Consider the following 17,830-nt stretch of genomic DNA (forward strand, 5'->3'; position numbering starts at 1 on the left):
GAGTGGGCGGGCACTCCACGCGACTGCCCACGGACGCCGCCTGACGGGCGTCCGGGTGCTGCTCGTATCGATCCGGCCACCGCTCTGACCAGGCAAAATCAATGACGCAGGTGATGTTGCGCAGACTCGGGGAAGAAGTTGCGGCAGCAGACAGGAGGTTGTCGTGAAGGGTGAAGATCTGGAACTGGGCGAGTTGCTGGCCGCTGCGGAAGCGGCCCCGCCCGGTGAGTCGGTCGACGTGGTGGCACACGACCTGCAGAAGCGGTTCGGTGCCGAGCGGGTGTCTTTCCTGTTCGTCGACCTGATCGGCCAGCGGCTGATTCGGCTCGCCGCGGCCGGCGACGAGGGTGCCGACGACACCGGGCCGATCGATCTGCAGGGCAGCGTCTACGACGGAGTGCTGCGGAGCCAACGCCAGCATGTGGAAACGGACGCCCAGGGCGGACTGAACGTCATCACGCCGGTCACCAACCGCGGCGACTGCATCGGTGTTCTGGAACTGAGTCTCCAGTCGGCGGACGACACCGTGCTGAACCAGGTCCGTGACGCCGCACACGCGTTGGCCTACATCATCGTCACCGACCGTCGCTTCACCGACCTGTACCACCTGGGCAGGCGCACCACCAAGCTCAGCCTGGCCGCGGAGATCCAGCACCAGCTCCTTCCCTCGGCCCCCTGCTGCGAGGCGGAACAGTTCACCCTGGCCGCCGGTCTGGTCCCGGCCGACGACATCGGTGGCGACACCTACGACTACACGCTCGACCGCGACACCCTGCACCTGTCGATCACCGATGCCATGGGCCACGACACGGACTCCGCCCTGTTGGCCACCTTGCTGGTCGGTGCGCTGCGGCGGTCCCGCCGCAGCGGCTGCGACGCCGTCGAGCAGGCCCGGCACGCCCACGAGGCCCTGCTGAGCCACAGCCGTGGCCTGGCCACCGGACAGTTGCTGTGCGTCGACCTCCGCACAGGCCTGTGCGGACTGGTCAACGCCGGTCATCCCCGGCCGCTGCGGCTGCGCGGCGGTGCCGTGGAAGAGCTGGAACTCGCCGTCAACCTGCCCTTCGGCGTGGTCGCCCCCAGCTCCTACCGCCTGCAGGAGCTGCAACTGTGTCCGGGAGACCGTCTCGTCCTGCTCACCGACGGAATGCAGGAGCGCGGTGCCGCGGCTGTCGACCTGGCCGCGGTCGTGCGTGACACGCGCGAGATGCACCCGCGCGAAGCCGTCCGGAGCCTGACCGCCGCGGTCCTCGACGCCTGCCACGGAAGCCTCAAGGACGACGCCACGGTCCTGATCCTGGACTGGCACGGCATCGCGGCAGACCGGTCGAAGTTGCCCGCTCCCGCCTCCCGGTGAGGTGAGGGCGTCCCGGCGGGCGAGCGAACCATGAGCGCTGGTGCGTCAGGGCGGCGCGCAGCCGATGGTCAACCTGCATCCGCAACCCCGCCGAGCAGCTTCCTGCCACAGCCGTGTAACAGTGAACGCACAGGTACAACTCTCACCTCACCTCGCCGGTCGAACCTGATGTGTCGCACATCTGCGCCTCGGTGGAACCGGTGCCGCCCGGCGCGACTCCTCTCGTCCCGACCGAACTCGGAGTTGAACCGTGCCCAGGAAGACCCTGCCGAAGCGGCTCGCCACCACCGCCGCGCTCCTGCTCACCGTGGGCGCCCTGTCCGTACCCGCCGCCTCGGCGAGACCTTCGGACGCCGCGCCCGTCCGCGCCTACGTGCTGACAGTGACGACCAACCCGACCAGCACCGACTACAACCACCGCCACGTCGACGTCACCGGCACCGTCACCAAGGCCGACGGCACCCCGGTGCCCAATATCCCCGTGACCGTCCAGGAGGTCGTCCGCTTCACCACCTGGAACCCGTGGGGCGACCCGATCGACCCCGCGTACTACGATCCGCGGGACCTGGGCAAGCCGGTCACCGACGCCAAGGGGAAGTTCACCATCCCCGACGTCGACATCGACCACGTGAGCGGCAGCAGCCTGCTCAACGTCCAGCGCAAGGTGCAGATCACTGCCTCCTACGACGAGGACGGCAACCCCAACACCCCGCAGGACGGCTACTACACGGCCACCAGCGTGGTCACCAAGGCCAGGACCAGCTCGTTCAGCTACACGGTCAACAAGAAGAAGGTGAAGAAGGGCACCATCCTCACCGTTCAGGGCAAGGTCACTCTCCCCAAGGGCGTCCAGCGCGAGGGCACCGAGGTCTTCCTTCAGACCTACTGGGAGAACGAGTACCGCGTGCAGACGACCGCCGAGGAAGACGGCTTCTTCGTGATGTCGGTGCGTGTCCGTGGCTACGACGACACGTTCATGCTGCGCACTGCTCCGACGGACCTCTACGTGGCGGGCGCGTCCAAGCGGCTCCCCATCACCAACACCTCGCTTCCCCGCAAGTAGCCCTCCGGTCGCTTGCCCCGGCGAACGGGTCACCCTCGCACCCGCGAAGGTGACCCAGCAGCGCTTGTACGGGGTCCGGCGCCGCAGATCGGAATGGCCGGTACCGCCCTCCAGGGAGGGAGACACCACAGGGCATCCGTCTCCCCGCAGTCGCGAGGACGCTCACGGCAGGACAGGGTGGTGACCGATGCACCGGGCGAGGCGGTCGACGATTTCGAAGCAGGTGCCGTCGCGGCGATGAGTCCGGCGGGGTCCACAGGTCTACCTCCCGACCGCGACAACCAACTCATCGGGAGTACGTGATGGGCCTCATCCACATCGAGCTGTTCGCAACCCTCGACCTCGTCGGGCAGGCGCCCGGCGGTCCCGAGGAGGACCCGACGGGGTTTCCGTTCGGCGGCTGGCAGGCACCCCTGCTGGACGAGGTATCCGGGGCGCAGGTCGCTGCCGCGTACGAGGGCACGGACGCCCTTCTGCTCGGCAGGCGGACGTATGACATCTTCGCCGCCTACTGGCCGCACCAGAAGGGCGGCGAGGACAACGAGATCGCCACGCTCTTCAACAGCGTCCCGAAGTACGTCGCCTCCCGCGGCAGGGCCGACCTCACGTGGGCCGGGTCCACGCAGCTCGGCCCCGATCTGGTCGGCGCGGTGCGCGAGATCCGCGACCGGCACGAGCACATCAAGGTCGTCGGGAGCCTGGACCTGGTGCAGACCCTCCTGCGGGAGAAGCTCTTCGACCGTCTCGACCTCTGGGTGCATCCGATCGTGCTCGGCGTCGGGAAGAAGGTGTTCGACGGTGGCGCCGTGCCCACGAACATCACCCTCCTGGAACCGCCGGCCGCCGGGCCGAAGGGCATCGTGTACCTGCGCTACGGGCTCGCCGACGGCACGCCCGGGACGGGGGACATGAGCGCACCCGATCGCGGTGTCGGGCGCGAGGACTGAAGCCGCCCCGCGCGCCGCTTGCGGGGTGTCCCCGCTCAGCGGGATCTCGTCGAGGCCAGGGAGTCACGCCGAGCCGGGCCGGTGCGTGTGGGAAGCCGGAGACGGCGGTGCTGTGGATGCTCGCCGGAGGCGGTGAGGAGGAACACGGCCTTCTCCGAAGTCCGGGACTCGTCCGAGCCGGACCCGTCCGATCCCTACCCCAGCAGGGTGAGGCGCGGGTCGGCGCCGGTCCGCATACTCGGTTCCATGAACAAGCAGGGGCACCTCGCCGACTTCCTCCAGGCACGCCGTAGCCAACTGCGTCCCCAGGACGTCGGGTTGGAGACCTACGGTGAACGGCGGCGGGTGCCCGGGCTGCGGCGGGAGGAGCTCGCGATGCTCGCGGGCATCAGCGCGCCCTACTACACCCGCCTGGAGCAGGGCCAGTCACGCAACGCCTCGCGCGAGGTGCTCGACGCCGTGGCGAGCGCCCTGCGACTGGACGAGTCCGAGCGCGCCCATCTGCACACTCTGGCCCGTGCACCAAGGAGGTCCAGGACTGTCGGCCGACCACCCGCCGAACGCGTCACCCCGGCAACGAGCGCCTTGCTGGCCGCCATCGAGGGCACACCCGCTGTCGTTGTCGGCCGTCGCAGCGATGTCCTGGCCTGGAACCGGCCGGGCCACGGGCTGTTCGCCGGTCATCTCCACCCGGACAGTCCCGACGAACCGGGCCGCCGGCCGAACATGGCCAGGCTGGTGTTTCTCGACGCGCACACCCGCGACCTCTACACGGACTGGCCCGCCAAGGCCCGGGCCGTGGTGGGCAGTCTGCGCCTGACGGCCGGCCGCTTCCCGGACGATCCACTGCTTGCCGGACTGATCGGGGAACTGACCATGCGCAGCCCGGAGTTCGCCGCGATGTGGGCCGATCACCGGATCCTGGCCTGCGATGTCGCCGACTACGAAATGCGCCACCCGCTGGTCGGGACACTCGTGGTCACTCAGCAGACACTGCAGAGCCCGCAAGGATCCGGACCGTCCCTGGTGGTGGCTACGGCCGCCCCCGGCTCCCCGTCCGCGACAGCTCTGACCCTGCTCGCCCACACCACCGCCCCGAAGGAACCGAGCCGGCCGCGCCCCGGCGCCGGGACCCGCACCCCCTGAGCCGAACCCTTCATCACCCGGGGCGCCCGCACCGTACGTAACCACCGGAGCGTCCTACCGCCGGGCCGCCCCTGTCGCCGGAACACCCGGCCGGGGAAACCGCGGCTGCCGCCTGCCCGAAAACAACGAAGGAACCATGTCCAAGCGAAGCATCGAACTGATCATGTCCGCAGTCGTGGTGGCCGCGGCCACCCTCACAGCGGCTGCGCCCGCCAACGCGACTTCCGCCGGAGCACCGCTGACGGACGTACGGGTCGCCACCCACTTCGACCTGTCCGCCGGACAGATGCCGGAGAACATCACCCTGCTGTCCGACGGCACGGCCGCCGTCACCTTCGCCGCCAGCCGCCAGGTCGCCCAGGTCACTCCCCGAGGCGCCGTCCGGGTCCTGGCGACGCTGCCCGCACCCGCCGACGGCGGAGTCGGCACACCGGTCCTAGGCTTCCCCCTGGTCACCGGCATCGTCCACACCTCGGACGGCACGGTGTACGTGCTGTACGCGACCGGCACGGCCGACCTGACGGGGCTGTGGAGGCTGCGCTCCGGACAGGCGCCGCAGCGCATCGCCGCACTGCCCGCCACCGGTCTGCCCAACGGGCTGGCACTGGACGAGCACAGCGAACAGCTCTACATCACCGACTCGGTACTCGGCACGGTATGGACCGTCCCCGTCACCGGCGGCACACCCCGCGCATGGTCCACCGCCCCCGAACTCGCCTCGGCGGGCTTCCTCGGAGCCAACGGCGCCAAAGTGCACCGCGGGGCGCTGTGGGTGACCAACCTGGACCAGGGCACCGTCCTGCGCATACCGCTCCGCCCCGGAAACCGCGCGGGAACACCGCAGGTCAAGGCATCGGGCCTGGCCGGAATCGACGACTTCGCCTTCACCGGCCGCGGAGACGAGATCCTCGCCACCCTCAATGCCCCCAACACCGTCGTACGCATCCGGCCCGACGGCACGGTCACGACCGTTCTGAACGCCACCGACGGACTTCAGAACCCCACCTCCGTGGCGCTGCGCGGCAACGACGTGTACGTACTCAGCGCCGCCTACACCACGGCCACCGACCCCAATCTCCTGCGTGCACGCCTGCGTGGCCACCGGTAGGACCCACCCGCGGCGTACGGTCCCCAGGCTGACGATGCCGCAGCACGAAAGCCCCGGCACCGCTCCCTCACGGTGGTACCGGGGCCTTCGTCATCGTGCGGTCAGCAGTTGCGGATGGACCAGACGGGAGTCCAGTTGTAGGTGTGGTTGGTGGAGTCCGGGGTGAACGACTTCAGGACGTTGCCGCTCTGGCCGTAGAAGTACGAGGTCACGCCACCGGTCTGGGCGTCGTAGTAGGTGCCGGTGCCGTCCCAGCCGGACAGGGAGTACCTGTTGCAGGAGTAGAAGAAGAAGACCTTGTAGTCGGACGTGGTCGCGTCCCAGACGACGGCACAGAGGTTGCCGCTGGCGCAGGTGTAGGAGGCACCCGGCTGAATGTGCGACGTACGGACGGCCGGAGAGGACGTGGGCGTGCTGACGGCGGCGGACCTGGCGGGCACCGCCGAAGCGCCGGAAGGCGCCGACGGCAGGATCACCACCCGCCCGCCGGGGCCGTCGCCCACGGACACGGCGGCTTGGGCCGGAGCCGCGGCGAACACGGCCGCCAGCAGGCAGACCAGGGCGCCGATCGTGGCGAGCACGGAGCGGTTGCTGGGCATGGTGTGGTTCCTCTCAGGATGCGGCACACGGGTGGGCCTCGGGGGCCTGGTGCGGCCCCGCGAGACCAGGCTGTCGGCCGCCGCCACACTGTCACCACACCTTGAAGGCGTGCCTTAAACGAGAGGCGCGTGTCAGCGGTCGGTGGTCGGGCGGGATGCCGGGACACCTGCGAGCAGGGCCAGGCCGGTGGGCGTGATCGTGTGCACCACGTACTTGTTCCGGCGCATGCTCAGCAGCAGACCCGCCCGGCGCAGTACCGCGGTGTGCTGACTGGCCGCCGCCGCGGAGATCCCGAACCGCCGCGCGAGTTCACCCGTCGTACGGCCGGTCACGACGTCCTCCAGGATCGCCGCCCTGGTCCGCCCGAGCAGGGCGGCCAGTTCGGCACCCTGTCCGCAGGCACCGCGGGCCCCCGCCCAGTCGGGGGTGTGCTGGATCGGATGGACCAGGACCGGGGTCAGGTCGGCGTGCAGTTCGGCGAGCATGACGGGCCGTTGGTGGCAGAAGAAGGACGGCTGGAGCAGCAGTCCACGCCCGCCGAGCCGCACGTCGCGGTCGACCGGGTAGGCGGCCTCCAGCACGGGAGGCCGCCAGCGCAGCAGGGGAGCGAAGCTCGTGAGAAGCCCGTCCGCGCCGCCGTCGAGAACCGCCCGGCTGCGTACGGCCACATCGGCGTTCACCTGCGCCCGGATGTGCGGCCAGTGCGGGGCGAGTGCCCGCCGGTGGTACGTGTGCAGCGCGGTGCCGAGGTGACGCAGGGCGTTCGCGTCGCCGTCGGCCAGGGCGCGGGTCACGGCAGGCAATGGGTGCGATCGCTCGGTGGAGGAGGCCAGGCTGGCCAGATCCTCACGCAGGACCGCCCGGGGCGTGCTCAGGACCGTGTCGATCGCGCTGTCCAGGTCGGGGGAGCCACTCAGGGCGGGGGTGAAGAAGTCGGGTGCGTAACCACGTGACGGCATCAGCCCGGCCAGGAGCACGTCGGCCGGGCCCCGCCCCGGCCGGACGAGGCGTCGCCACTCCCCGTACGCGAGGGCACTCTCGTCGGTGGCCAGAACCTGGACGCTGTTGGTGAGTTCCCACAGCGGGTCGGGGGCGGCGGCGACGCGGACGCGTGCGAGGTCTTCGGGCGTGAAGTGCACCCGCAGCATGGGAAGTCTCCGATGGTGGTCGGTCATCGGGTGGGGCGGCCGTGCCCCACGACAGTGACGCAGCCCCACGGGTCCGGGCAAGGGGGCATTCGGTCACCCCGGGCCCACGGGCGCCACCTGTCCCACGCCGGCCCCGGCGGTCTGGACGCTGCGGTGCAGGGCCGCTCGTGTCGGGCGGAGGCTCCGACCAGCCCGAGTGGCACGGTCAGGTTCGCAGGGCCTGCTCAAGTGTGGGGTGGCACGGAACAAACGCGTCGACGCCGACCAGGGTCAGGACACGCAGGACGGATTCCTGGGCGCCGGCGATCCGCAGCCACCCCCGCGCATCACTCATCTGCTGGTAGGCGGCGACGAAGACGTTGATGCCACTGGAGTCCATGAAGGTCACAGCGCTGAGGTCCACCACGATCCGCCGCGGCGCCACCGTGCCTCCCTCGGACAGCAGGGCCTCGCTGAGGACGTCCTTGACGTCGTGGTCGATCTCGCCGCGCACGGTCACGACACGGATGCCGTCGACCACTTCGCACTCGACGGAGAGCCGACCGGGTTGGTGGGGCTTCTGGTTGTCAGCCACCGTCTCCTCAACTGCGCTTGGGCCGGCCCGTGCAGGGTGTACGCGAACGATTCTGCCCCACTGTGACGTTCGGATGCACACTGGTGGGCGGCGCCGAACGAAACCCCCGGTGGCATGCACGATGCCGTCGCGGGTACTGGCGTTCGTGAAGGGGGGAGTGAGGGCGACACGTGGGATCCCAAGCCGACGGTGACGGCTGTACCGGGCCGAAGAATGATCAGCTGATGCGCGCCGGCTACGCCCTGGACGGAAGCGGCGGCTGCATCGCCGACGCCCGTCACCACGCCATCGCCTTCCTCGACCGGGCCCACGCCGTCCATCACCTGCCGGTATCCGATCGCGTGAAGGACCTCACCCGGCTGGTGGTCAGCGAACTGGTCACCAACGCGCTCAAGTACGCTCCCGGCCCCGTACTGATGGAACTGCGCATCGACGCCCACGCCGTGGACGTCGTCGTGTGGGACAGCGAACCCACCGTGCCCGCGGCCCGGGGTGCCGATCCCGGCAGGATCGGCCAGCACGGACTGGAGATCGTCGAAGCCGTCACCGTGGACCTCTACACCGAGCGGCAACCGGTCGGCAAACGCATCACCGCCCGTATCGCCCTGTCCGACAACCCGGTTCGTCGGACCGGCCATGACGACGCATGACATCTCACAGAGTCCGCCGGGCCTGGCAGAGGGCGCGTATCGGGGTACCTGCCTCGCCGGCTCTACCGGATCCTCCAGCAGCAGGGCGCGACGGTGGCCGCGTGGATCCGGCGACCCCGCGCACTTCAGCCGCGCCTTCCGCGCCGCCTACGGAATGTCCCTCAGCGAGTGCCGGGAAAGCTCTCGAACGGCGACCCTCATCCGACCGGTGGTCACGGCCGTCGTCACCGCGGCCGGCCAGGCTTTCGGTTCGAGACGGCGTCGACCAGCAGGCGCACTGGGCCACTTCTGCGCGCGTGACGGCGTCTGCACGGGCTGAGCGCCGTAGGCGGCGGGTGCCACCAAACGGCGCTCAGCATTCTCGGTACTCCGCCGATGACGGAGTCGGCGCTATCCGGCCCGACCTTCGTCACCGAGACGGAGGCGAGCGCGCAGAACCGGTGTCCGGTCCGGCTGACGACAGCGGGTGGACTCCGTGCGGCTCTTGCCGTCAGTCGGAAGCGGCTATCCGGAGGATCGGCCATGTCTGAGGGCCCATGACCCCGTCGACAGGGAGATCCATGTCCTGCTGGAAGTCCGCGACCGCGGACTTGGTGATCGATCCGTAGACGCCGTCGGCCGTGAGGCCGTAGCCGACGTCCTTGAGGAGGCACTGGGCCTCGACCGTCTGTGTGCTGAAGGCGTTGTACGTCGGGACGTACGTGACGGTTGTGGAGTAGCCGTACTCGGCGTACTTCGCGACGGTCACGCCGTAGTAGGCGTTGTACTGGTTGTAGAGGTAGTACTGGCCGCCGCAACTGTAGGTGGCGGCCTGGGCCACCGGTGCGACACCGGTGAGCGTGACGGCGAGCGCGGCGGTCAGCCCGGCCAACGCCAGGCCTCGGCCCACTCGTCCGGAAGGTGTTGTGCCGGAAGTGGATCTGGGACGCATTGTTACCCCGTTTCCTGTCGGTGAGAACGGCGCGGAGCGGCCGGGGCCGGTCACATCACACCGGCCCCGCCTCCCCCTCGGGTACAAGCCTGGGGGTGCCGGGGCCGACCGTCCTTTGCACGGGGCGCCAGGATGTTGGCGACGCGTGCCATCACCACCGTCCTGAACCAGGACCCCGCCGTCGCGCCTTCAGCAACAATCCCGCCTTGTGGGCACAACTGGGCGGCTTGTTCGCCGTCGCAACCCCCGCACGCGCGCGCGAGGCGACACGCGAACTACCCACCGTTGACGACGACGGGGCCACCCTCGACCTCGCCGCCCGTCTCGCGCCCGCCGCCTGCTCCAGCGACCTCCTCCTGCGCGAACTGCCCCGCGCCGCCGACCCGGACCACTTCTGTGAACTCCTCCTCGCATCCGCTTTCACCCGTGAGGGGCGCACCGAACCGCGGCTGCGGAACTGCATGAGTTTCCCCTGCTGGAGCGGCTCACCGCCCTGACCACGTTGGACCTGCGGCACAGCGGCCTGACCGACATCAGCGGGATCGGCGCCTTCCCGGATCTGGAACGGCTCAGCCTCTTGGGCTGCGACCGGGTGGGGGACCGGACGCTCCTGCTGGACGTACTCCGGCTGCGAGAACCGGAACTGGCTCAGACATACGGATACGAGCAGCCGTTCACCCCCGTGCTCCAGCGGCTGCCGGCCGCCGGAGTGACCCGGGTCCCCGGGCACGTGCGCTGGTGACACCCGGGGCACCGAGCCCGTTCGTCTGCCCCCGCAGGTGCCTCGGGTGCGGCACCTGCGGCACGCGTGGATCCCCGCGCTCGACCGTAGCTGACGTAGACTCGCCAGCCCCGCGACCACGAACGAACCGAGGGCCTGGCGTCCTACCCAGACCGCACGCTCAGAAGGACCGATAGGTCCGGTCGGGATCGGCGGACGCTGCCTCTGCGAACTCCGCGAAGTCCATGTTGGCGATCGACAGATTCGCGTGCACGTCGTGGACGCCTGCGGGAACGGTCCGGAATTCGCGAGGTTGCGGAGAGTCGATGATCGCCTGGTAGTACTTCGGGTCCAGGTCTTCGTCTTCCTCCTCGGCGATGTCGAGGGCCAACAACGCATGATGGACCGACTGCATCGTCACCCGGTCCGCGAGAAACACCACGCTCAGGTTCTCGTCCCGCCGCGCCGCGTTGAGGACCTCATCGGGCCCGAGATCGGCCCAGGCCGGATCGTCGATGAGGTGCACGGAGGCTTCGAACTCACCGTCGTCTCCCCATGGTTGTGCCAGTTCCGCCGCCACCGCCTGCCACGCGGCTTCGTCGCCGTAGTCGGTCCTGACGACCAGAGCGTCGAATTCACCCCGCCCGACAATTTCAGGCATCGCCTTCATACATCCCCTTCCACAGTGCCCGGCTCGGGTCAGACTGTCTCATGAGGCACTGACAGTTGATCGCGGGCCGGGGCCTCTCGACAGGGTCCGTGGCGATCGCCCTCGTACAAGGAGCAGGCGCACAACGAGGCCGTCGGCACCGAGAACAAGGAACTGCCCAGCCACGGCCATGCACTGATGATCGACATCGGCGCAGCGCGCGGCGGGCCCGGCGCCGCCGTCAGCCCTGAAAACCGGGCAAATTCTGGTGGGTGTCGGCTTGTTGGCCCCGGCGCACCCCGCGCAGCGCGTCGGCCGAAGAGCCCGGCTTTCCGGCGATCTCGCACCGGTCTCAGTGAAAGCCCGCCCCCCGGGGCCGTTGCACCCGTGCGGCGCGTAGTCGATGCGGGCCGCGCGCAGTGCTTCGGGGGACGAGGGCGGTCCTCAGCACCCGGTCAAAGGCGGTCAGTAGGCAGGCCGGTCGCTGGAAGCCATCGACCGGGTGGGAGCGACCGCAACTGAGCTGGGTCAGTCCAAGCAGAACTCGTTGCCCTCCGGGTCGGTCATCACGACGAAGCCGGCGCTCATCGGGGGAGCGGGCTCGTGGCGACGTACCCGCGTCGCTCCCAGCGCGACGAGCCGCTCGCATTCGGCCTCCAGTGCCGCCATCCGCTCCTCTCCCTCCAGTCCAGGAGCCGCACGGACGTCGAGATGGACGCGGTTCTTGGCGACCTTGTCCTCCGGCACCTGCTGGAAGAACAGCCGTGGGCCGTGTCCGTCCGGGTCCTCGATGGCCGATCTAGTGTTGCGCTGCTCCTCCGGTACGCCGATCCGCGCGAGGAAGTCGTCCCAAGCGGCCAGCGGGTCGGCGTTCTCGGGCAGATCGACCCCGGGCGGGCCGGGGTGGACGTAGCCCAGTACGTCGCGCCAGAAGGACGACAATGCCCGCGGGTCGTGGGCGTCGAAGGTGACCTGGATGTGACGGCTCATCGGGTTGCTCCGTTCGTAGCGGGTTTCGCGTGCGGGGAGAGGGCGCGCAGCAGGCAGACCCCCGACCGGTGGTCCATCGGCTCGCGGTGGATGTGCAGTACGAGATCTGCCATGACTATCTCGGGGAAGGGCTCCTTCGGTCTGTCCAGGACCCGGAGCCCGGCGTAGCCGAGACAGCGCACCCCGGCCGGACGTCGAGCTGATGAGTGGCCGCAGCTCCAGGCGTCCGGCACCGGCGACCAGCAGTACTCGTCGGCGGTCTGACCTTCCAGTCGGGTTCGGAGCCGGTGGTTCCCGCGGGAATACCACTGCTCTCGCAGCCTCCGGTTCAGACGGAGTTCGCTTGCGTCCATGAAAGCAGCCTGACACCCATGGCGGACAGGATCGGTCCGCCGTCTTTGGCAGGGTGGGTGACATGGCGTTGGCGAAGAGTGATGAGCGGGGCACGACCGAGCGGGCGCCCACCCTGCTCGGGCTGCTGCAGCAGCGCCAGGTCCGGACGGGCCCCGAACTCGCCGACCGGCTCGGGGTCAGTCCGCGCACGGTACGGCGTGATGCCGAACAACTGCGGACCTCGGCTGTCCGGTGCATGCCGGCCAAGGTGTCGGCGGTGGCTGCCGACTCGGTCCGGGGCAGAACCCTCCGCCTCTGTTGCTCGACGACCAGGAGGCGATCGCCACCACCGTCTCCCTGCTCTCCGGCGCGGGAGACGCCGTCGCGGTCACGGCCGGGCTGCTCCCGCTGAGGTCGACGGCGGCCACGCGCGCGCCGCGGGCCGTGAGTCCGAGTACCACTTCCCGCCCGGTCCTGCTGCCGCCTCCCGGTGTGGCGAAACCTTCTCCGCGATCCGCAGGCCGGTCCGCCTTCAGTGTCGGTCGTGGAGGCGGATCGGTCTCACAGTGCGGCCTTGAGGGCTCGTGCCTGTCGGCGCCAGAAGTCCTGGGAGACCTCGGTCTTGGCGAACACCCCGTCGAAGCCGTGGAAGGCGCCGGGGACGGTGTGGAGTTCGCAGTGGACGCCGCTGTCGTTCAGTCGGCGCGCGTATGTGACGTCTTCGTCGTGAAAGAGGTCGAGGGTGCCGACGCCGATCCAGGCCGGTGGCAGGCCGGTGAGGTCCTCGCGGCGGGCCGCGGCGGCGTACGGGGAGACGTCGGGGCCCGCGACGGTGTCGCCGAGGTAGGACGACCAGCCGTACCGGTTGCTCTTGGGCGTCCAGACGCGCACCTTGAGTCTGTCCAGGTCGGTTCTCGTCGTCGTGCGGTCGTCCAGCATGGGGTAGACCAGCAGCTGGAACACCGGGCGGATCTCGGCCCGGTCGTGGGCGAGCAGCGCGAGGGCCGCGGCGATGCCGCCGCCGGCGCTGGCACCGCCGATGGCGATGCGGTCGACGTCGATGTGCAGGTCGCCCGCGCGCTCGGCCAGGCCGCGCAGCCCGGCGTAGGCGTCCTCGACCGCGGCGGGCGCGGGATGGTCAGGGCCCAGTCGGTAGCGGACCGCGGCGACGGTGATGCCGAGCTCGCGGACGAAGGCGATGTTCGTCCTGTCGTCCTGCTCGGGCGCGCCGAAGATCAGCCCGCCTCCGTGGATCCAGAGCAGCGCCGGAGCCGCTGTCTTCAGGCCGGTCGGCTGGAAGACACGCAGCGAGACCGACGGTGCGCCCTTCGGCCCGGGCACGACGATCTCCTGGACCGTGACGTCCGGCCCTGGATCGGTCGAGCGCATCCGCACGTTCCGCAGGATGCGCGAGGACAGACGTCCGAAGGACACGTTGGGGATGAAGCGACCTCGTCTGAGGTCGGGGTGGAAGGCACTCATCGGGTCCTCGTTCCTTCCCCTCGTCGAGGGTGATCGTGGGTGGTCGCGGATATACGGGATCGACCAGCCAACAGGCGGGTGGCCGGTGTCGAGGGTGGTGACGGCTACCAGGCCGGTGCGACGGCGCCGATGGGCAGGCCGGCGCGCACCTGGGTGAGGCTCTCGCGGATCAGATCGGGCAGCGCGACATCGCCGTCACCGGTTGCCCATGTCTCGACGGCCGTCCGCAGCGCGGTGGACACCACAGCTGCCATCAGACGCGGAGCCATGTCGTGGTCCGCGTCGGTGCCGGTGCGCTCGGCGACGAATTCCGTGAGCTGCAGATGGACGTGCTCGAAGGTGACGAGGTGTTGCGCGCGCATCGCCGGGGCGTCCTCGACCGCGCGCATCAAGGCCACGATGTCGTCGCGCCGGCCGATGAACGCTGTCACGAAGGACGGGAGCACCTGCGTCAGGGAATCCCACAACGGCTCTCCCGCAGGCCTTGCCCGCAGGGCGGCGACGACGGAAGCACCACACGACACCAGTCCGTCGAGGATCGCCTCCTCGCGGCCGGCGAAGTAGTTGCGAAACGTTCGAGGCGAGACATCCGCCGCCTCGGCGATCGCGTCCGGGGTCGCCGCATCCAGACCCCGCTCGACCATCAAGGACCACGCCGCATGGCTCAGAGCGGCACGTGTCGCCAGTTTCTTGCGTTCCCGCAGGCCCATCCTGAGCGTCATGCCGGCAACCATCCAAGGTGTTTTCCGCTTTGGCAAGGTTTCCATCCTGGCAAGATTCTGCGAGAGGGCTGCCTCGCCCCGCCCCGGCCTCTGTGCGACGGGTTCTGCCGCACAGCCGCGTGCTGCGGTGCGGGGAAGCCGGCGACCGGAGGCGGCGGCGCGAGGCATGTCGCCTTGCTGCCCGCCGGACGGTATGTCGAACAGCTGCCCTCGACTCCGGCGGCCGATGAGCCGCTCCGGAGCCGGTGAAAGGGTCCGGCGTATTTCGGAACTGTCACGGGTCTTGTCACCGGTGCGAGCGTCGTGTCAGTGTCCGGCCATGGTTACGTAACCATGGCCGGTTTACACGGGTCCGGGCTTGTCTTCGGACCCTGGTTCATCACTGCTTCGGATCAGGTGACGAACCCGCACTCCGCCCTACGCGATTCCCGTCACTGGAGACGACATGACCAAGACCCCGACGAGGTCTAGAAGACTGGCCAGTGTGCTCATGGCCGGCTTCGGCGCGACACTCATCTTCCTGACCGCCCCGGCCCCCGCCCTCGCCCTGTCGCCCGTCGAGGCGTCAGCCGCCTCGCACGCGTCGGCGAAGCCCGCGTCGAAGGGCGCCACCAGTGACTTCCGTGGGGTGAACTGGGCGGACCCGAGGGACAACTACGCCAGTGACGCCGTGGTGCCGAGCGGGCTGTCGGTGACCGACGACTACCGCACCGTGTACCGCACCACGGGGCACATGGTGCGCGGCTTCAAGAAGAACCTGGGCGCCAACACGCTGCGCCTGCCGATCAACCCGGCGACCGTGGGCACCACTTGGTGGAAGTCGTACCGCGCGACGATCGACGCGGCCACGGCCTACGGCGACAAGGTCATCGTCAGTTACTGGGAGGCCAACACCAGCAAGGACGGCCTGGTCGACGACACGGCCGCCTGGAAAAAGATGTGGAACACCGTGGTGCGGGAGTACAAGCACAACCCGCGGGTCTACTTCGAGCCGATGAACGAGCCGCACGGCTACACCCTGGACCAGTGGGTGGGCGTCACCAGCGGCTGGCTGGCCCAGCACAAGGACGTCCCGCGCGGCCGTGTCGTGATCAGCGGTACCGGCTACAACGACAACGTCACCGGTGTCGGCGCGGCGCGTGAGCTGCGGGGAACCCTGCTGTCGCTGCACTTCTACGGGTTCTGGGCCAGCCACACCCAGCAGGCGGACTGGGTCGCCGACCTCGAAGCCCGGATCGGGAAGTACGCCGGCCGGACCATCATCGACGAGGCCGGCTCCCCGATGACCACCGGTCTGAACTACGGCGCGTGGGACGGCAACATCTACACGTCGTATCTCGCGGCCGTCACCAACACCGCCCGCAGCAAGGGCATGGGCCTGGTGTACTGGCCGGGGCTGAGGTTCGGCGACGCCTACTCGATCGAGTCGCTGGACTCCGACGGCAACCTGGTGGACAACAACGCAAGCGGAGTCGCGCAGCTGCGCTGGGGCTACGGCTTCGGCAAGACCCCGCCCGTCAACGACCTGCCGCCCGCCCCGCCCGGCGAGGTCCTGCGCGGAGTGGGCTCCGGCCGCTGCGTCGACGTGCCCGGCTTCAGCACGACCAACGGCACCCAGCTCGACCTCTGGGACTGCAACGACGGCGGCAACCAGTCCTGGAACTGGGACGCGGACAAGCAGCTCACCGTCTACGGCAACAAGTGCATGACGGTGGGGGGCACCGGAGCCACAGCGGGTGACCCCGTGGTGATCACCGACTGCACCGGCGCCGCGGCGCAGCAGTGGAACCTCAACGCGGACCTCAGCGTGACCAGCGTCGCGAACCCGGCGCTCTGCCTGGACGCAGCCGGAGCGGGTACCGGCAACGGCACGTCGGTCGATGTCTGGTACTGCAACGGAAGCAGCAACCAGCAGTGGGCCAGGAGCTGATGCCCGCACCTGTTCCCCGCGACCACTGATCCAAGCCGTACGGGCCCGCCGAGTACCCTCGGCGGGCCCGTACGGCTTGGCGCCGCCGCGTTTCGCCTGCCGGTCAGGGCGGTGGCGCTCCGGTGCTCGCTCGGACCACCAGCCGGGTCGGGACCAAGGTCTTGTCGATCGTGTCGGGCCCGGTACGGCCGATCTTGCTCAGCAGCTTCTGAAAGCTGAGCCGGCCGACCGCGGCGAAGTCCTGTCGGACGGTGGTCAGCGGTGGCCAGAAGGCATGGGTCTCCTCCATGTCGTCGAAGCCCACCACGCTGACGTCGTCGGGAATCCGCCGGCCGAGCTCGTGCAGGGCACGCAGGACACCGAGCGCCATATGGTCGTTCGCGGCGAAGATCGCCGTGACCTCCGGTCTTCGGCCGAGCGCCAGCCCGTGCTGGTATCCGGATCGGGTGGTCCAGTCGCCGTACAGCACCGGGGGCGGGACGATGCCGGCCTGCTTCAGGGTGTGCCGCCAGGACTCGACCCGATGGGCTGCGGAGTACGAGGTCGGGGGGCCGGCGATGTGCCACACCTGCCGGTGGCCGAGGTCCAGCAGGTGCTCCGTCGCCTGACGGGCGCCCTGTGCCTGATCGGTGTCCACCACGGTGTACCCGGGGCCGGTGTCGGAGTCGACAACCACCATCGGGACCCCTGGCGGGAGGCTGAACTCCGCGTTGTCCAGGAGATGGGCCTCGAAGACGAGGATCACTCCGTCGACGTTCGCCTCGCTGAGCCGGTCGTAGGCGCCGGAGACTCTCCCCATGGTCGGGTCCGGCACGGGGATGAGGGTGACGGCGTACTTGGCGCGTGCGGCCTCCCCGGTGATGGCGTCGAGGGTACGCGTGTTTCCGAACGTCCTGAGCGTGAAGGTGATGACACCGATCGTGTTGAACCGCCCGCTCTTGAGCGCGCGTGCGGCTCCGTTCGGCCGGTAGCCCAGTGCCTGCATCGACTCGACGACCCGCTGCCTGGTCGCCGGGTCGACGTTGGTGTGACCGTTGGACACGCGCGAAACCGTCTGCGGCGCGACACCGGCGTGCCGGGCGACATCCGCCATCGACGGCCGGGGCCGTCCGGGCATGTGCTTGTCCCCAGTCGCCATGATCCCTTGTTTCCCCTATTTCTCGGGCCCTGACAACAGCCTAGGCCCACTCCCCGGGCGTCCGCGGTGCGAGCGGCCTTGGCGGTAGTGCTCACGGCGGACGCCGGTGGAAGGCATGGTCGCGGCCCGCTGTGCCGGGATGGTCCTCGAATCCCGGGGCACGCCCCTGAAGGACGTGTACGACGCCCGTACGGTGATCGAGGCTCCGTGCGCCGGCCTGCCGGCCGAGCGTCGCACCGACGAGGGGCCTGGAGTGGCCGCACGCCGCCGTGGCGGAGGACTGCCTGTTGCGGAGCAGGTCCATGACCACCGTCCTGGACCTGCTCGGCTGAACCGGCCCC

The 17,830-nt window shown here is 69.6% G+C and carries 19 protein-coding genes and 1 pseudogene; 10 read left to right on the forward strand and 10 right to left on the reverse strand.

The window, feature by feature from the left end:
* Window positions 1-163 precede the first annotated feature (163 nt).
* The 5 genes from OG595_RS41210 to OG595_RS41230 all read left to right on the forward strand — a co-directional run bounded on the left by OG595_RS41210 (window position 164) and on the right by OG595_RS41230 (window position 5,621).
* Window positions 164-1,357: a PP2C family protein-serine/threonine phosphatase gene (locus OG595_RS41210; RefSeq protein WP_329281339.1), complete on the forward strand. Its 1,194-nt coding sequence runs from the start codon at window positions 164-166 to the stop codon at window positions 1,355-1,357.
* A 250-nt stretch (window positions 1,358-1,607) separates the two neighbouring features.
* Window positions 1,608-2,420, forward strand: coding sequence for an acyl carrier protein (locus OG595_RS41215; protein WP_329281341.1), 813 nt, complete (start codon window positions 1,608-1,610; stop codon window positions 2,418-2,420).
* Between the two features lie 302 nt (window positions 2,421-2,722).
* The gene (locus OG595_RS41220) at window positions 2,723-3,367 is read left to right on the forward strand and encodes a dihydrofolate reductase family protein (protein ID WP_329281344.1); all 645 of its coding nucleotides are present in this window, start codon (window positions 2,723-2,725) and stop codon (window positions 3,365-3,367) included.
* 246 nt (window positions 3,368-3,613) lie between these two features.
* The gene (locus OG595_RS41225; protein WP_329281347.1) at window positions 3,614-4,513 is read left to right on the forward strand and encodes a helix-turn-helix domain-containing protein; all 900 of its coding nucleotides are present in this window, start codon (window positions 3,614-3,616) and stop codon (window positions 4,511-4,513) included.
* Between the two features lie 136 nt (window positions 4,514-4,649).
* On the forward strand, window positions 4,650-5,621 hold the full coding sequence (locus OG595_RS41230; RefSeq protein WP_329281349.1) for a hypothetical protein: 972 nt from the start codon (window positions 4,650-4,652) through the stop codon (window positions 5,619-5,621).
* Between the two features lie 101 nt (window positions 5,622-5,722).
* On the opposite strand, the gene OG595_RS41235 is transcribed toward OG595_RS41230, so the two are convergent.
* From OG595_RS41235 to OG595_RS41245, 3 genes are all read right to left on the reverse strand, one after another.
* Window positions 5,723-6,220, reverse strand: a complete 498-nt coding sequence (locus OG595_RS41235; protein ID WP_329281351.1) for a hypothetical protein — start codon at window positions 6,218-6,220, stop codon at window positions 5,723-5,725.
* 132 nt (window positions 6,221-6,352) lie between these two features.
* A complete protein-coding gene (locus OG595_RS41240; RefSeq protein ID WP_329281353.1) occupies window positions 6,353-7,369 on the reverse strand; it encodes an ArsR/SmtB family transcription factor in 1,017 nt (338 codons plus the stop codon).
* A 205-nt stretch (window positions 7,370-7,574) separates the two neighbouring features.
* On the reverse strand, window positions 7,575-7,943 hold the full coding sequence (locus tag OG595_RS41245; protein ID WP_329281354.1) for an STAS domain-containing protein: 369 nt from the start codon (window positions 7,941-7,943) through the stop codon (window positions 7,575-7,577).
* Between the two features lie 224 nt (window positions 7,944-8,167).
* Here OG595_RS41245 and OG595_RS41250 point away from each other — a divergent pair, with 224 nt between their 5' ends.
* Window positions 8,168-8,593, forward strand: a complete 426-nt coding sequence (locus OG595_RS41250) for an ATP-binding protein (RefSeq protein WP_329281356.1) — start codon at window positions 8,168-8,170, stop codon at window positions 8,591-8,593.
* A 490-nt stretch (window positions 8,594-9,083) separates the two neighbouring features.
* On the opposite strand, the gene OG595_RS41255 is transcribed toward OG595_RS41250, so the two are convergent.
* Window positions 9,084-9,482 (reverse strand): peptidoglycan-binding domain-containing protein, encoded by a 399-nt coding sequence (locus tag OG595_RS41255; protein WP_329281357.1) that lies wholly within the window; start codon window positions 9,480-9,482, stop codon window positions 9,084-9,086.
* Window positions 9,483-9,730: 248 nt separating this feature from the next.
* On the opposite strand from OG595_RS41255, the gene OG595_RS41260 reads away from it, so the two are divergent.
* Window positions 9,731-10,021 carry a hypothetical protein gene (locus OG595_RS41260; protein ID WP_329281359.1) on the forward strand — a complete coding sequence of 97 codons (291 nt, stop codon included), beginning with the start codon at window positions 9,731-9,733 and terminating at the stop codon, window positions 10,019-10,021.
* A 5-nt stretch (window positions 10,022-10,026) separates the two neighbouring features.
* On the forward strand, window positions 10,027-10,266 hold the full coding sequence (locus OG595_RS41265; RefSeq protein ID WP_329281361.1) for a leucine-rich repeat domain-containing protein: 240 nt from the start codon (window positions 10,027-10,029) through the stop codon (window positions 10,264-10,266).
* Window positions 10,267-10,426: 160 nt separating this feature from the next.
* Here the strand turns inward: OG595_RS41265 and OG595_RS41270 are convergent, their stop codons facing one another.
* Both OG595_RS41270 and OG595_RS41275 read right to left on the reverse strand, forming a co-directional pair.
* A complete protein-coding gene (locus tag OG595_RS41270) occupies window positions 10,427-10,915 on the reverse strand; it encodes a DUF6924 domain-containing protein (protein WP_329281363.1) in 489 nt (162 codons plus the stop codon).
* A gap of 507 nt (window positions 10,916-11,422) precedes the next feature.
* Window positions 11,423-11,884 (reverse strand): VOC family protein, encoded by a 462-nt coding sequence (locus tag OG595_RS41275; protein WP_329281365.1) that lies wholly within the window; start codon window positions 11,882-11,884, stop codon window positions 11,423-11,425.
* A gap of 415 nt (window positions 11,885-12,299) precedes the next feature.
* Between OG595_RS41275 and OG595_RS41280 the strand changes: the two are divergent.
* Window positions 12,300-12,634 (forward strand): annotated as a pseudogene (locus OG595_RS41280) (helix-turn-helix transcriptional regulator); the annotation flags it as partial.
* A gap of 144 nt (window positions 12,635-12,778) precedes the next feature.
* Here the strand turns inward: OG595_RS41280 and OG595_RS41285 are convergent.
* Window positions 12,779-13,699 (reverse strand): alpha/beta hydrolase, encoded by a 921-nt coding sequence (locus OG595_RS41285; RefSeq protein WP_329281367.1) that lies wholly within the window; start codon window positions 13,697-13,699, stop codon window positions 12,779-12,781.
* A gap of 104 nt (window positions 13,700-13,803) precedes the next feature.
* Complete coding sequence (locus OG595_RS41290) at window positions 13,804-14,466, reverse strand: TetR/AcrR family transcriptional regulator (RefSeq protein WP_329281369.1); 663 nt, start codon at window positions 14,464-14,466, stop codon at window positions 13,804-13,806.
* Window positions 14,467-14,866: 400 nt separating this feature from the next.
* Between OG595_RS41290 and OG595_RS41295 the strand changes: the two genes are divergently transcribed.
* Entirely contained in the window at window positions 14,867-16,351 is a 1,485-nt protein-coding gene (locus tag OG595_RS41295) for a ricin-type beta-trefoil lectin domain protein (protein ID WP_329281371.1), read from the forward strand.
* Between the two features lie 103 nt (window positions 16,352-16,454).
* Here OG595_RS41295 and OG595_RS41300 read toward each other — a convergent pair whose 3' ends face one another.
* Together OG595_RS41300 and OG595_RS41305 are read right to left on the reverse strand one after the other, a co-directional pair.
* Window positions 16,455-17,489, reverse strand: a complete 1,035-nt coding sequence (locus OG595_RS41300) for a LacI family DNA-binding transcriptional regulator (protein ID WP_329281373.1) — start codon at window positions 17,487-17,489, stop codon at window positions 16,455-16,457.
* Between the two features lie 91 nt (window positions 17,490-17,580).
* Entirely contained in the window at window positions 17,581-17,793 is a 213-nt protein-coding gene (locus tag OG595_RS41305) for a hypothetical protein (protein ID WP_329281375.1), read from the reverse strand.
* Window positions 17,794-17,830 lie beyond the last annotated feature (37 nt).

It is taken from the genome of Streptomyces sp. NBC_01451, from assembly GCF_036227485.1.
In the GTDB taxonomy this organism is placed as follows: Bacteria; Actinomycetota; Actinomycetes; order Streptomycetales; family Streptomycetaceae; genus Streptomyces.